The organism is Achromobacter sp. T5-5 (assembly GCF_055397965.1).
Map to the genome: position 1 here is coordinate 4,797,294 of NZ_AP027919.1, position 12,589 is coordinate 4,809,882.

A 12,589-nucleotide genomic window follows, 5' to 3' on the forward strand; every position below is an offset into this window, starting at 1 on the left:
TTTACTGCTTCAGGTCGATGTCGCCGAACCAGAACGAGGTGTCCGGTTCCACGTACACGCCCGACAGGTTCTTGGACTTGACGTACAGGTTGTTCTGGGTCACCAGGAAGGCCCACGGGGCGTCCTTCCAGATGGTTTCCTGAACGTTCTTGTAGATCTCGGTCTTCTTGGCGCGATCGGTGGTGGCCAGGGCTTGCTGGACGCCTTCGTCAACCGACTTGTTCGAGTAGTACGACACGTTGTTCAGCACCGGCGGGAACGCGGCGGTGGTCAGCAGCGGACGCAGGCCCCAGTCGGCTTCGCCGGTCGAGGACGACCAGCCGGCGTAGTACATGCGGACCTTGGCGTCCTCGGGCTTTTGCACCTGCTGCACACGCTGCACGCGCTGGCCGGATTCCAGGACTTCCACGGAAACCTTGATGCCGACCTGGGCGAGCTGCTGCTGCAGGAACTGAACCACCTTCACCGAGGTGCCGTCGTTGTAGGCGGACCACAGCGTGCTCTCGAAGCCGTTGGGGTAGCCGGCTTCGGCCAGCAGGGCCTTGGCCTTCTTCAGGTCATACGGCCACGCGCCGATCTTGTGCGCGTAGTCCACGCCTTGCGGCACGACGCCGTCGATGACGGTGGCGTAGCCCGAGAAAGCGACCTTGGCCAGCGCTTCCTTGTTGATGGCGTAGTTGATGGCTTCACGCACCTTGACGTTGTCGAACGGCTTTTGCTGCGTGTTCATCGACAGGTAGCGGGCCATGATCGAGTTCTGGTGATCGACCACGTCCAGCTTCTCGTTCTTCTTCAGCACGGCGGCCTGCTCGAACGGCACCGGGAACGCGAAGTGCGCTTCACCCGTCTGCACCACGGCGGCGCGGGTGTTGTTGTCGGTGACGGTGCGGAAGGTCAGCGTGTCGACCTTCGGGTAGCCCTTCTTCCAGTAGCCGTCGAACTTCTTGACCTTCAGGTATTCGGCCGGCTTCCATTCGACGAATTCGAAGGGACCGGTGCCGACCGGGTGAAAGCCGATGTCCTTGCCGTACTTGGCCAGCGCGGCGGGCGAGATCATCATGGCGGCCGGGTGGGCCAGCGCGTTGATGAAGGCCGAGAACGGCTTCTTCAGCGTGATCTTGACGGTCATCGGGTCGACCACTTCGGTCTTTTCGATGACGCTGAACTGGATGTAGCGCGACAGGCGGTTGTCCGGGTTGGCCGGACGATCGAAGTTGATCTTGACCGCTTCGGCGTTGAAGTCGGTGCCGTCATGGAACTTCACGCCGGGACGCAGCTTGAACGTGTAGACCAGGCCGTCTTCGCTGACGGTGTAGTCGGTCGCCAGGACCTTCTGGACCTTCAGGTCCTTGTCGAATTCGAACAGGCCTTCGTAGTAGGCCTTGCCGGCCGCCTGGTTCAGCGTGCTGTTGGTGTTGTAGGGGTCGAGCGTTTCCAGCGCGATGGAAACGGCAAACGTCACATCCTTGGCGGCGTGCGCCATCGGCGCGGTGAGCACGCCGAAGGCCAACGCGGCAGCGGCCATCAGCTTGGTGGGGCGCAGAACTTTCATCATTGCAACTCCTGGTTCCAAAAAAAGGTCAACTACTGAGTCAATACGCGCCGCCGACGGGGTGGCGGGCTACAAAATGATCCGTACCGACCTGGACCAGCGGTTGCACCACCGGTTCATCGTTCAGTTTGCGGATCGGGCTGGGGATTTCATCGGACAGCAAGGTGCGCTTCATGTGGCGGCGCGCCGGATCGGCGATCGGCACGGCCGACATCAGCTTCTTGGTGTAGGGATGCTGCGGGTTCTCAAAGATCGCGCGGCGCGGGCCGATCTCGACGATCTGGCCCAGGTACATCACCGCCACGCGGTGGCTGACGCGTTCGACCACGGCCATGTCGTGCGAGATGAACAGGAACGAGATGCCCATGTCGCGCTGCAGGTCGATCAAGAGATTCACGATCTGCGCCTGGATCGACACGTCCAGCGCGGACACGGATTCGTCCGCGATCACGACCTTGGGGTTCAGGGCCAGGGCGCGCGCGATGCAGATGCGCTGGCGCTGGCCGCCCGAGAATTCGTGCGGATAGCGCTGCGCCATTTCCGGCGGCAGGCCCACGCGTTCCAGCAGTTCGGCCACGCGGCGTTCGGCATCCTTGCCCTTGGCCACGCCGTGCACCAGCAGCGGCTCCATGATGGAGAAGCCCACGGTCACGCGCGGATCCAGCGAGGCGAACGGATCCTGGAACACGAACTGGATGTCGCGGCGCAGGGATTGCAGCTCGGTGTTCTTCAGGCGCACGATGTCGCGGCCGCCGAAGCGGATCTCGCCGCCCTGGCTGTCCACCAGGCGCAGCAGCGAACGGCCCGTCGTGGACTTGCCGCAGCCGGACTCGCCGACCAGCGACAGGGTCTCGCCGGGATACAGGTCAAAGCTGACCTTCTCCACGGCGTGCACGCGACGCTGCACGCGGCTCATGATGCCGCCGCGCAGGTCAAAGCGCGTCACCAGGTTGCGCACGCTCAGGATGGGCTCGCGCTTGGCGGCGGGCACTTCCTGCGTGCTGGCCGCGCCGGCTTCGGCCACGGGCTGGACCTGGCCTTCGACCTGCAGCAGCGGGAAGCGCGCGGGCAGGTCCGTGCCCTGCATGGCGCCCAGCTTCGGCACGGCCGACAGCAGCGCCTTCGTGTAGGAATGCTGGGGCGCGGCGAACACCTGTTCGGACGGGCCTTCCTCGACCTTGTCGCCGCGGAACATCACCAGCACGCGGTCGGCCACTTCGGCCACCACGCCCATGTCGTGGGTGATGAACACCACGCCCATGTGCATTTCTTCCTGCAGTTGGCGGATCAGTTGCAGGATCTGGGCCTGGATGGTCACGTCCAGCGCCGTGGTCGGCTCGTCGGCGATCAGCAGGGCCGGCTTGCACGCCAGCGCCATGGCGATCATGACGCGCTGGCGCATGCCGCCCGACAGTTGATGCGGATAGCGGTCCAGCACCGACTTGGCTTCGGGAATCCGGACCTGTTCCAGCATGCGCAGCGCTTCCGCGCGCGCCGCCGCCGCGTCCATGCCCTGGTGCTCGCGGATCGATTCGGCGATCTGGTCGCCGGCCGTGAACACCGGGTTCAAGGAGGTCATCGGCTCCTGGAAAATCATCGCCATGTCGGCGCCGCGCACGTTGCGCATGACACGCTGGTTGGCGTTGGCCAGATCGATCACGGAGCCGTTGCGCCGGCGCAGGGCCATCCTGCCCTGGGCGATGCGCCCGCCGCCGTGTTCCACCAGACGCATCAGCGCCAGCGACGTCACCGACTTGCCCGAACCCGATTCGCCCACGATGGCCAGGGTTTCGCCCCGGTCCACATGGAACGACAGATTGCGCACGGCTTCGACCGTGCGCTCGGAACCCACGAAGCGCACCGTCAGGTCGTCGACCTGGACCACGCGGTTATCCGGCAGCGCCAGGCTGTTTGCGCGATCAACCATCTCTTCTCATTCCCAAAATAAACCTACAGATCCAAACCGCCGCCGCTCATCGGTAGATGGCGGCCACCGGCTTCTCGCCTACGCGGGCGTAACCCCGGTACATGCCTTCCGTGTTGAACGGCAAGGCCACATTGCCCTGGGCGTCGACGGCCACCAGGCCGCCCTTGCCGCCGATGGTGGGCAGTTTTTCCATCACGACGCGGTCCGCCGCCGCTTCCAGCGAGGCGCCGCAGTATTCCATCTGGGCCGCGACGTCGTACGCGGCGACCATGCGGATGAACATTTCGCCCGTGCCGGTGGTGGACACGGCGCAGGTCTTGTTGCTGGCATAGGTGCCGGCGCCGATCAGGGGCGCATCGCCCACGCGGCCGACCTGCTTGTTGGTGATGCCGCCCGTGGACGTGGCGGCGGCCAGGTTGCCCTGGGCGTCGACGGCCACGGCGCCGACGGTGCCGAACTTCTTGTCGGCGTCCAGCGGATCGGCCGGCGCGGGCTGGCCGCGCGCGACCATGGCCTGGCCGTCGTGGTCCAGCACGGCGGCGTCCGGCGTTTCGCGCTGCACGCGCAGCAGCTGCTCGCGGCGGGCCTCGGTCGAAAAGTACGACGGGTCGACGAGCTCCACGCCTTCCTGGCGCGCGAACGTTTCGGCGCCCTCGCCGACGAAGAACACGTGCTTGCTGTTTTCCATGACCTTGCGCGCGGCAACGATGGGGTTGCGCACGCAGTTCACGTTGGCGATCGCGCCCGAACGCAGCGTCGCGCCGTCCATGATGGCGGCGTCCAGCTCATGGGTGCCGGCGCTGGTGAACACGGCGCCGTGGCCCGCATTGAACAACGGGCAGTCTTCAAGCAGGCGCACGGCCTCGGTGACGGCGTCCAGGGCGCTACCGCCCTTGGCCAGCACGGCCTGGCCGGCGGTCAGGATGGACTCCAGGGCCGCGAGGTATTCCTGTTCTTTTTCGGGAGACATGGCCGCGCGGGACATCGCGCCGGCGCCACCGTGAATGGCAATCACGGGTTGAATCATCGTTTACCTACTCCATGGATGAGCCACGGCATCACGGACTGGGTAACCCCAGCGGCGGCCGCGACGGAATTCTTGGCCCGATAGGCCACCGCCGCGGACAGGGCTTCGATGAGCCCCAACGCGGCGGTTTCGGAATTGGGAATGAGCTGGCGTGCGGAGTACGCGTACAGCACGACGGAGGCGGTTGGCGCCAGCGGCGACGTGGGCTTGTCCGTCAGCACCAGCACCGGCACGCCCGCCTGCTTGGCCGCGCCGGCCAGCGTCACGGTGTCGGCCAGGTAGCGCGGAAAGCCGATGGCGATGACCAGGTCCTTGCCCGTCATGCGCGACATCTGGCGCGCGGCGTGCGACACGCCGCCGGGACCGGCCAGCGATTCGACCGAATGCAGGTGCATGCACAGGCCGCGTTGCAGCAGGCCCGCGAGAAACCCGCTGGCCCCGAAACCGATGATGAAAACGCGCTCGGCGGCCAGGATCGCCTCGACCGCCTGCTCACAGGCGGCCGAATCCAGGGCCTGCAGGTTGCGCTGCGCGTTGCGGATGTCTTCTTCCAGCGTGGCGGCGAAGATCTGGACGGCGCTGGCGGAGTGCGCCAGTTCGGTGCGCAGCTTTTCGACGGGTTCCAGCGCGGCTTCGAAGCCGCGGGCCAGTTCGGCGCGGAACTGCGGGTAGCCCGGCAGATCCAGGGCGCGCGCGAACCGGTTGGCGGTGGCGACCGACACGCCCACGGCCGCGGCGAATTCGTCGATGGTCATGGTGGCGACGCGGAACTGGTGCGCCAGCACGTACTCGGCCATCTTGTGCTGGGTCCGGCTCAGCGCGGGCTGGGCCCGGGCGATCCGATCAGCAATCGTAAGTACGGCCTTGTTCATCAAAACGGGGGGGGAAGTCGGAGACGGGTTTATGTAAATCTGTTTACACGCAAATTTTAGTTAAGAAAATTGATTTTCATACTAAGGGTATACCCGTGATTAGTTGTAACAATCGCTCGGATTAAATCGGGGCCGGTTTGAGGTACGCTTGTTGCCCCCTTCATTTCCCGCTATCTGGAATGCCCGCATGCTGCCCGCCTGGACTTGCAAACCCCATGCCGACCTGACCCCCGCCGAGCTCTATGCCATCCTGCGGCTGCGTTCGGCGGTTTTCGTGGTGGAACAGAACTGCGTGTTCCTGGACATGGACGGCAAGGACCTGCAAGGCCAGACCGAGCACCTGATGGCGTGGCGCGACGGCGAGCTGCTCGCGTATTGCCGCCTGCTGGAGCCGGCGTTGAACGACGGCCACGCCGTCATCGGACGGGTCATCACCGCCCCCGCTGCCCGCGGCACGGGCCTGGGCCACGAACTCATGCGCCGCGCCAAAGTGGAAGTGCAACGCCTCTGGCCCGGCCAACCGGTCTACCTGGGCGCGCAGGCGCGGCTCAAGGGCTACTACGGCGGCCACGGCTTCGTGCCGGTCACCGAGGAATACATGGAAGACGGCATCCCGCACGTGGGCATGCTGCTGCGGGAAGCAGCCTGAGATCAACTGCGGCGGTCTACTTGCAAGCGGCCTTGCAGCCCCCCCTTTCAAACACACATGCTGAAAGCCTCGACCGGATCCGCCTCGGTGGCGTTCAGCATGATGTGAGAGGCGCAAGCCGAACGATCACGCCGAAGCACTCAGCAGGCATTGCATTGGTCGCCGGGTTCCGTAAACCGAGCAAAAAAGCGCTGGCGTGTCTCTGTCCGCTCTATTTTTCCGCCTGCGCCGATGTACACGTCGACGCGGCTGAACGGCTTCGTGATCTCCATGCTGTCGCCGTCCTCTCGGGGAAACGAGATCAGCATCCACATATCCGATGCTGGAAACATCGCAGTGGGGGATGTTACGGACTGCCCCGGAGCCAGAAGGAATCTGGCCGTATCGTGATTGTCATTGAAGAAAACCAGAATGTCTGCTCGTGCGTCCGCCGAGTAGTGCAAGGCTACGACCGGCCTACAAAAGTACAGGAACAGCACCCAAAGCACTGGCGCTGCACAAAGAACAAGGCCGATCCATTTAAAGGCGCGGCGAGCACGGCAGACCCTCACTTGTTCGGCTCTCTTCGGCATGTATGCGGTTCTTTCGCCACGTCTTTTCCATATCCCCAGGGAAGTGGCACGGCGCTAATCCTCTGGAGCAGGAGGTCCACAGTCAATTCGTGAGGCTTGGCCTGCTCGTATAGATCCGTCCCCAGCCTGATGGAAATGTGGTCCGTTACATCATCCGCGCTCGCTGGCCACGGGCCGTTCTGAGGGTGATTCTGTTGAGGTTTTCGCTTCCAGGCATCAAGCAAAGCCTGCGCCAAGCCTGCCCCGTTAATCAACTCGGCGGCACTAAATCCTAGTGCAATACCAACGTATCCGAAGTGGATGTTGGACCAGATGTCAAAGTAGTAGTCGAAATCGCCGTACTTCTGCCAGCCGAGATTGAAATTTGGGCCGAGCATCCGCCGCAACGCTGGCTTGTGGTCCCAAGGGCGGCCTGGTCCGATGATTTCCGCGAAAAGGGCGTATGCGTGCAGCTTCTTCTCGGCCAGCATTTCCATGTAGGTCTTGCGCCCTGAAAGCTTCATATACCAAGGAGATCGCTCCCAATCTTCGCCATATGCCTTGACGTCGTAGTGGTTGGCGTCATAAATCTGGCGACCTCGGATTGAGAAGGGATTGGTCGTCATCTCCCGTACTATGTATTCAGCCAACGGCACGGCCGTATCGGTATGAACGCAGTCGGCCTCGCGCAGACTTTTGGACAACCGACTGGCCTCGACGGCTGCCCAAGCGACGGCGCCCGGACCAGGATCCAATACCGCGATATTCTGACTGGCGATCAGCGTAGCGCCGCAGGACGTCTTCATGCCTTCGATCGCCACCAAACCGTCATCGACGCAGAAGCTGGGAACCCCGTCAGCGATGGGAAAGACGCCCTTGCATTGCGGACAGGCCACCATGTGGCCCAAGCCCGCAGCCGACCTGCCCTCGATTGTGTAATAGGGAAATCCCTGCTTCACCGTCCCGCCATGGGACGTCTTGTCACCAATTCGAATAATTGGGCGGCCTGCCATCTTCCGGCTCCAGACAATGGTTGGAGCGTTCGAATCTACGTATCGCGGGATAAGACTCAATAAGAAAACACCGAAATTCGCGTCTGGGGATCCACCACGCACGTGATCGCATCGAAACATTGGCGCGCCAAGCAAAACGCCCCTCATCGGGGCGTCTTGCGTTGGAGCCGGCAGTAACCTACTGAACCGCCGACACGTCCAGCTTCGCGCCGGTCTTGGACTTGATCTCGTCCACCGTCACGCCCGGCGCCGTTTCCAGCAATTTCAGGCCGTATTCGGTGACTTCCATCACGCCCAGGTCGGTGATGATGAGGTCGACCACGCCCACGCCCGTGAGCGGCAGCGTGCACTCGGGCAGCAGCTTGATGTCTTCGGAGCCGTCCTTCTTCTTGGCCACATGCTCCATCAGCACGACCACGCGGCCGACACCGGCCACCAGGTCCATCGCGCCGCCCATGCCCTTGACCATCTTGCCCGGGATCATCCAGTTGGCCAGGTCGCCTTTTTCAGAGACCTGCATCGCGCCCAGGATGGCGAGGTTGATCTTGCCGCCGCGGATCATCGCAAACGAGTCGGCCGACGAGAAGATCGACGAGCCGGGCAGCGTCGTGACCGTCTGCTTGCCGGCGTTGATGAGGTCGGCGTCGACCTGATCGTCGGTGGGGAACGGGCCGATGCCGAGCAGGCCGTTTTCGGATTGCAGCCACACTTCCACGCCCCTGGGCACGTGGTTGGCGACCAGCGTGGGCAGGCCGATGCCCAGGTTCACATAAAAGCCGTCTTGCAGCTCGCGCGCGGCGCGCGCCGCCATTTCATCGCGGGACCATGCCATGTCGTCTTCTCCTTAGGCCGGGCGAGTGGTGCGTTGTTCGATGCGCTTTTCGGGCGTGGCGTTCAGCACGATCCGTTGCACATAGATGCCGGGCAGGTGGATCTGATCCGGGTCCAGGCTGCCGGTGTCGACGATTTCTTCGACTTCGACCACCGTGAACTTGCCCGCCATGGCGACGTTGGGATTGAAGTTGCGGGCCGTCTTGCGAAACACCAGGTTGCCGCTGCGATCGGCGATGTGCGCCTTCACGAGCGACACGTCCGGCACCAGCGAACGTTCCATGACGTACTGATGGCCGTCGAACTCGCGGATTTCCTTGCCGTCGGCGACGATGGTGCCCACGCCCGTGCGGGTGAAGAACGCCGGAATGCCGGCGCCGCCCGCGCGCAGCTTTTCGGCCAGCGTGCCCTGGGGCGTGAATTCAAGCTCGAGTTCGCCGGACAGGTACTGGCGTTCGAATTCCTTGTTCTCGCCGACGTAGGACGCGATCATCTTGCGCACCTGGCGCGTATTGAGCAACTGGCCCAGGCCAAAGCCATCGACGCCCGCATTGTTGCTGATGCAGGTGAGATCCTTGACGCCCGAATCGCGCAGCGCGGCGATCAGCGCCTCGGGGATACCGCACAGGCCGAAACCGCCCACGGCGATCATCTGACCGTCCTTGACGATGCCTGCCAGCGCCTCCTGGGCGCTTGCATAAACCTTGTCCATCGCTCCAACTCCTAGTTAAGGTCGAACCAAAGTAAGCCTGCCCGCCGCTACCCGCGCACGGGTCCCGGAAAAATCGGGGAAATCGGGGCAGACCCAGTCTTTCCTTGGGGCGCGGCTGCTGGCGCTTGCCACACGGGCATCGCGGCTGGGCCCGATTTCCGTGGAACGGCTGCGCCGTGGGTGGCGCGCCCTCATTGCTTTTGTGATTTTGCGCTAGATTTTACCGGCATGTCCGGCCAAAGCACGCGCTATTTTGGCGGGGCCGCGCCCGCGCTGCCCGCGCGGCCCACGTGGATTACGCTGCCGCGGCGAATTGCGTGCCCAGTTGCGCCAGCACTTCCTGCGGCCACGGCGCGGACGTATTGGCCACGTAGTCCATCCAGACCAGGACGTTGCGGCCGCGGGCATAAGGGCCCACGTCATCGCCCACTTTCTCGAGCAGCAACTCGAATTCGGCGCTGGAACGGCCGATCCGCGTCACGGTGTGCGTGACCCGCACCGTGGCCGGATAGGTCAGCGGACGCAGGAAATCGCACGACGCATGCGCCAGGATGGCGCCATTGTCGGCGGGCAGCTCGAAACCCGCGCCATACAGGATCTGCATGCGGGCCTCTTCCATGAGTCGGAAATACAGCGTGTTGTTCAGATGGTTCAAAGCGTCTGAATCGCCCCAACGCAAAGGCAATTCGAGCTGATGGGTGTCGCCCACCGAAAGAAGCCGCGCCGACGGATTGTCCGGGTTCACCAATTACTCCTGAAGGCTAAAAGAAATGCGAAGGCATACAGGACCCTCGCCTGCAATACAATCGCCGATAATACTTCCAGCCAAATATGGAATACATACGGGGAGCTTTGCAAATGTCTGAACGCGAGTCGATGGAATATGACGTGGTCGTGGTTGGCGGTGGACCCGCTGGCCTGGCCACCGCAATCCGTCTCAAGCAACTGGCCGCTGAGAAGAATCAGGAGATCGGCGTCTGCGTGCTCGAAAAGGGCGCGGAACTTGGCGCGCACATCCTGTCCGGCGCCGTCATGGACCCGCTGGCGCTGACCGAACTCATCCCCGACTGGAAAGAGAAAGGCGCGCCGCTGAACGTGCCCGTCACGCAGGACAAGTTCCTGTTCCTGTCCGAGACCGGCGCGCGCGCCACGCCGAACTGGCTGCTGCCGCAGTGCTTCCACAACGAGGGCAACTACATCGTCCGCCTGGGCGACGTCGTCAAATGGATGGGCGAGCAGGCCGAGGCGCTGGGCGTGGACATCTTCCCCGGCTTTGCCGCCGTCGAAGTGCTGTACGACGAGAACGGCGCCGTCCGCGGCGTGGCCACCGGCGACATGGGCGTGGCCCGCGACGGCAGCCACACCGACCACTACCAGCCCGGCATGGAACTGCATGCCCGCTACACGGTGTTCGGCGAAGGCGCGCGCGGCCAGCTCGGCCGCCAGCTCATCGAACGCTACAAGCTGGACGACGGCCGCAATCCGCAGTCCTACGGCATCGGCATCAAGGAAATGTGGGAAGTCGATCCGGCGCAGTCCAAGCCCGGCCTCGTGGTCCACACCGCCGGCTGGCCGCTGGACGCCGACACCTACGGCGGCTCGTTCCTCTATCACCTGGACAACAACCTGGTGGCCGTGGGCATGATCGTCGGCCTGGACTACGCCAACCCCTGGCTGTCGCCCTTCGACGAATTCCAGCGCTACAAGACGCACCCCGCCATCCGCGGCACCTTCGAAGGCGGCAAGCGCATCGCCTACGGCGCCCGCGCCATCACGGCGGGCGGGCTGCTGGCGCTGCCCAAGCTCACCTTCCCCGGCGGCGTGCTGGTCGGCTGCGAGGCCGGCTTCCTGAACGCCTCGCGCATCAAGGGCAGCCACGCCGCGATCAAGTCGGGCAAGCTGGCCGCCGAAGCCGCGTTCGATGCGCTCAACGCCGACCGCCGCCAGGATGAACTGACCGCCTATCCCAAGGCCTTCGAGTCGTCCTGGCTGCATGCCGAACTGAACAAGGCACGCAATTTCAAGCAGTGGTTCAAGAAGGGCCGCACCGTCGCCACGCTGATGACCGGCATCGAGCAACTGCTGCTCAAGGGCAAGATGCCCTGGACGCTGCGCCACAACAAACCCGACCACGCCTGTCTGCAGCCGGCCTCGCAGTGCGCGCGCATCGACTACCCCAAGCCGGACGGCAAGCTCACGTTCGACAAGCTGAGCTCGGTGTTCATCTCCAACACCAACCACGACGAGAACGAACCGGTCCACCTGACCCTGAAGGATCCGTCCGTGCCGGTGAAGGTGAACCTGGCCAAGTACGGCGGCCCCGAAGCGCGCTATTGCCCGGCCGGCGTGTACGAGTTCGTCAAGGACGATCACGGCGAAGACCGCCTGCAGATCAACGCGCAGAACTGTGTGCACTGCAAGACCTGCGACATCAAGGACCCCACGCAGAACATCGTCTGGGTGGCGCCGCAGGGCGGCGAAGGGCCGGTCTACAGCGGCATGTAATTCCATCGGGCGCCCGCGCCCGGCCACAAGGCGCCCCGCGGGGCGCCTTTTTTTCCGACCATCTGGAGCGACACCATGAGCGAACGCGTACTTCTCACCGGCTGCGGCGACCTGGGCCTGCGCGCGGCGCGGCGCTTGCTGGCGCGCGGCGCCGAGGTCCACGCCCTGCGCCGCCATCCGCCCGCCGGGGACACCAGCGGCATTCGATGGCTGCAGGGCGACATCACCCGTCCCGACACGCTGACGGCCCTGCCGCAAGGCGTGACCCGGCTGATCCACCTGCCCTCGCCCGGCGCGCGCGATCCGCAGGCCTACCGCGGCGTCTTCGTCGATGGCCTGGCCAATGTGCTCAAGGCGCTGGATGCGTCCCGTCTGGCCCGCATCGTCTTCGTGTCCTCCAGCGCGGTATACGGCGAGCATCATGGCGCCTGGGTGGACGAAGACACCCCGCCCGCGCCCCAGGGGTTCAATGGCCGCGTGCTGCTCGAGGCCGAGGCCGCGCTGGCGGCGCAGCCCGTCTCGTCCACGGCCCTGCGCCTTGCGGGCCTGTATGGACCCGGACGCCTGCAGCTCATCGAGCGTTTGCGCAGCGGCGCGGCGGGCGCGCCCGTGCAGCCTGAACATTGGGCCAACCGCATCCACATCGACGACGCGGCCGCCGCGGTGGTCCATCTGGCGCTGCTGCCTGACGTTGCGCCGGTGTATATCGGCTGCGACGACACGCCCCTGCCCCTGCACGTCCTGTATGCGGAACTGGCCAGAATGATCGGCGCCCCCGCGCCGCGCGTGGCGCTGGCGCCCGCCAACGTCGGCAGCAAGAAGCTCAGCAACGCCCGCCTGCGCGCCAGCGGCCTGACGCTGCAGTGGCCCGATTCCCGCCTGGGCTACGCCGCCCTGCTGGCCGAAGGCGGCGCGGCGCAGGCATAGTTCGCCCGGCGCCGAATCGTTGT

General features: G+C 64.5%; 12 protein-coding genes. 3 read left to right on the top strand and 9 right to left on the bottom strand.

Translation table 11 applies throughout. From position 1 onward, the window contains the following. Nucleotide 1: 1 nt before the first annotated feature. From gsiB to ACZ50Q_RS21785, 4 genes are read right to left on the bottom strand one after another with little or no spacing between them, the layout of a single operon-like run. Entirely contained in the window at nucleotides 2-1,555 is a 1,554-nt protein-coding gene (gene gsiB / locus ACZ50Q_RS21770; protein WP_464079527.1) for a glutathione ABC transporter substrate-binding protein GsiB, read from the bottom strand. A 37-nt stretch (nucleotides 1,556-1,592) separates the two neighbouring features. Then, on the bottom strand, nucleotides 1,593-3,479 hold the full coding sequence (locus ACZ50Q_RS21775; RefSeq protein WP_076519422.1) for a dipeptide ABC transporter ATP-binding protein: 1,887 nt from the start codon (nucleotides 3,477-3,479) through the stop codon (nucleotides 1,593-1,595). A 46-nt stretch (nucleotides 3,480-3,525) separates the two neighbouring features. Further along, nucleotides 3,526-4,506: an isoaspartyl peptidase/L-asparaginase family protein gene (locus ACZ50Q_RS21780; protein ID WP_092577866.1), complete on the bottom strand. Its 981-nt coding sequence runs from the start codon at nucleotides 4,504-4,506 to the stop codon at nucleotides 3,526-3,528. Next, nucleotides 4,503-5,378 (bottom strand): MurR/RpiR family transcriptional regulator, encoded by an 876-nt coding sequence (locus ACZ50Q_RS21785; RefSeq protein ID WP_076519420.1) that lies wholly within the window; start codon nucleotides 5,376-5,378, stop codon nucleotides 4,503-4,505. Before ACZ50Q_RS21785 ends, ACZ50Q_RS21780 begins: the two co-directional genes overlap by 4 nt. A gap of 190 nt (nucleotides 5,379-5,568) precedes the next feature. On the opposite strand from ACZ50Q_RS21785, the gene ACZ50Q_RS21790 reads away from it, so the two are divergent. After that, the gene (locus ACZ50Q_RS21790) at nucleotides 5,569-6,027 is read left to right on the top strand and encodes a GNAT family N-acetyltransferase (protein WP_464082027.1); all 459 of its coding nucleotides are present in this window, start codon (nucleotides 5,569-5,571) and stop codon (nucleotides 6,025-6,027) included. A gap of 140 nt (nucleotides 6,028-6,167) precedes the next feature. Here the strand turns inward: ACZ50Q_RS21790 and ACZ50Q_RS21795 are convergent, their stop codons facing one another. From ACZ50Q_RS21795 to ACZ50Q_RS21815, 5 genes are all read right to left on the bottom strand, one after another. After that, on the bottom strand, nucleotides 6,168-6,335 hold the full coding sequence (locus tag ACZ50Q_RS21795) for a hypothetical protein (RefSeq protein WP_464079528.1): 168 nt from the start codon (nucleotides 6,333-6,335) through the stop codon (nucleotides 6,168-6,170). Nucleotides 6,336-6,574: 239 nt separating this feature from the next. Next, complete coding sequence (locus tag ACZ50Q_RS21800) at nucleotides 6,575-7,591, bottom strand: polymorphic toxin type 44 domain-containing protein (protein ID WP_464079529.1); 1,017 nt, start codon at nucleotides 7,589-7,591, stop codon at nucleotides 6,575-6,577. 178 nt (nucleotides 7,592-7,769) lie between these two features. Then, on the bottom strand, nucleotides 7,770-8,423 hold the full coding sequence (locus ACZ50Q_RS21805) for a CoA transferase subunit B (protein WP_464079530.1): 654 nt from the start codon (nucleotides 8,421-8,423) through the stop codon (nucleotides 7,770-7,772). A gap of 12 nt (nucleotides 8,424-8,435) precedes the next feature. Then, nucleotides 8,436-9,134, bottom strand: coding sequence for a CoA transferase subunit A (locus ACZ50Q_RS21810; RefSeq protein WP_076519417.1), 699 nt, complete (start codon nucleotides 9,132-9,134; stop codon nucleotides 8,436-8,438). A gap of 295 nt (nucleotides 9,135-9,429) precedes the next feature. After that, a complete protein-coding gene (locus ACZ50Q_RS21815) occupies nucleotides 9,430-9,879 on the bottom strand; it encodes an acyl-CoA thioesterase (RefSeq protein ID WP_092577865.1) in 450 nt (149 codons plus the stop codon). A 113-nt stretch (nucleotides 9,880-9,992) separates the two neighbouring features. On the opposite strand from ACZ50Q_RS21815, the gene ACZ50Q_RS21820 reads away from it, so the two are divergent. Beyond that, the gene (locus ACZ50Q_RS21820) at nucleotides 9,993-11,639 is read left to right on the top strand and encodes an electron transfer flavoprotein-ubiquinone oxidoreductase (protein ID WP_464079531.1); all 1,647 of its coding nucleotides are present in this window, start codon (nucleotides 9,993-9,995) and stop codon (nucleotides 11,637-11,639) included. Nucleotides 11,640-11,714: 75 nt separating this feature from the next. After that, nucleotides 11,715-12,566 (top strand): NAD-dependent epimerase/dehydratase family protein, encoded by an 852-nt coding sequence (locus tag ACZ50Q_RS21825; protein ID WP_464079532.1) that lies wholly within the window; start codon nucleotides 11,715-11,717, stop codon nucleotides 12,564-12,566. The last annotated feature ends 23 nt before the right edge of the window (nucleotides 12,567-12,589 follow it).

What these genes read in the sequence shown, in the direction of transcription:
- ACZ50Q_RS21780 (WP_092577866.1), bottom strand. Translation starts at nt 4,506, where the DNA reads ATGATTCAACCCGTGATTGCCATTCACGGTGGCGCCGGCGCGATGTCC.
- ACZ50Q_RS21795 (WP_464079528.1), bottom strand. Translation starts at nt 6,335, where the DNA reads ATGCTGATCTCGTTTCCCCGAGAGGACGGCGACAGCATGGAGATCACG.
- ACZ50Q_RS21785 (WP_076519420.1), bottom strand. Translation starts at nt 5,378, where the DNA reads ATGAACAAGGCCGTACTTACGATTGCTGATCGGATCGCCCGGGCCCAG.
- ACZ50Q_RS21820 (WP_464079531.1), top strand. Translation starts at nt 9,993, where the DNA reads ATGTCTGAACGCGAGTCGATGGAATATGACGTGGTCGTGGTTGGCGGT.
- gsiB (WP_464079527.1), bottom strand. Translation starts at nt 1,555, where the DNA reads ATGATGAAAGTTCTGCGCCCCACCAAGCTGATGGCCGCTGCCGCGTTG.
- ACZ50Q_RS21775 (WP_076519422.1), bottom strand. Translation starts at nt 3,479, where the DNA reads ATGGTTGATCGCGCAAACAGCCTGGCGCTGCCGGATAACCGCGTGGTC.
- ACZ50Q_RS21810 (WP_076519417.1), bottom strand. Translation starts at nt 9,134, where the DNA reads ATGGACAAGGTTTATGCAAGCGCCCAGGAGGCGCTGGCAGGCATCGTC.
- ACZ50Q_RS21800 (WP_464079529.1), bottom strand. Translation starts at nt 7,591, where the DNA reads ATGGCAGGCCGCCCAATTATTCGAATTGGTGACAAGACGTCCCATGGC.
- ACZ50Q_RS21825 (WP_464079532.1), top strand. Translation starts at nt 11,715, where the DNA reads ATGAGCGAACGCGTACTTCTCACCGGCTGCGGCGACCTGGGCCTGCGC.
- ACZ50Q_RS21805 (WP_464079530.1), bottom strand. Translation starts at nt 8,423, where the DNA reads ATGGCATGGTCCCGCGATGAAATGGCGGCGCGCGCCGCGCGCGAGCTG.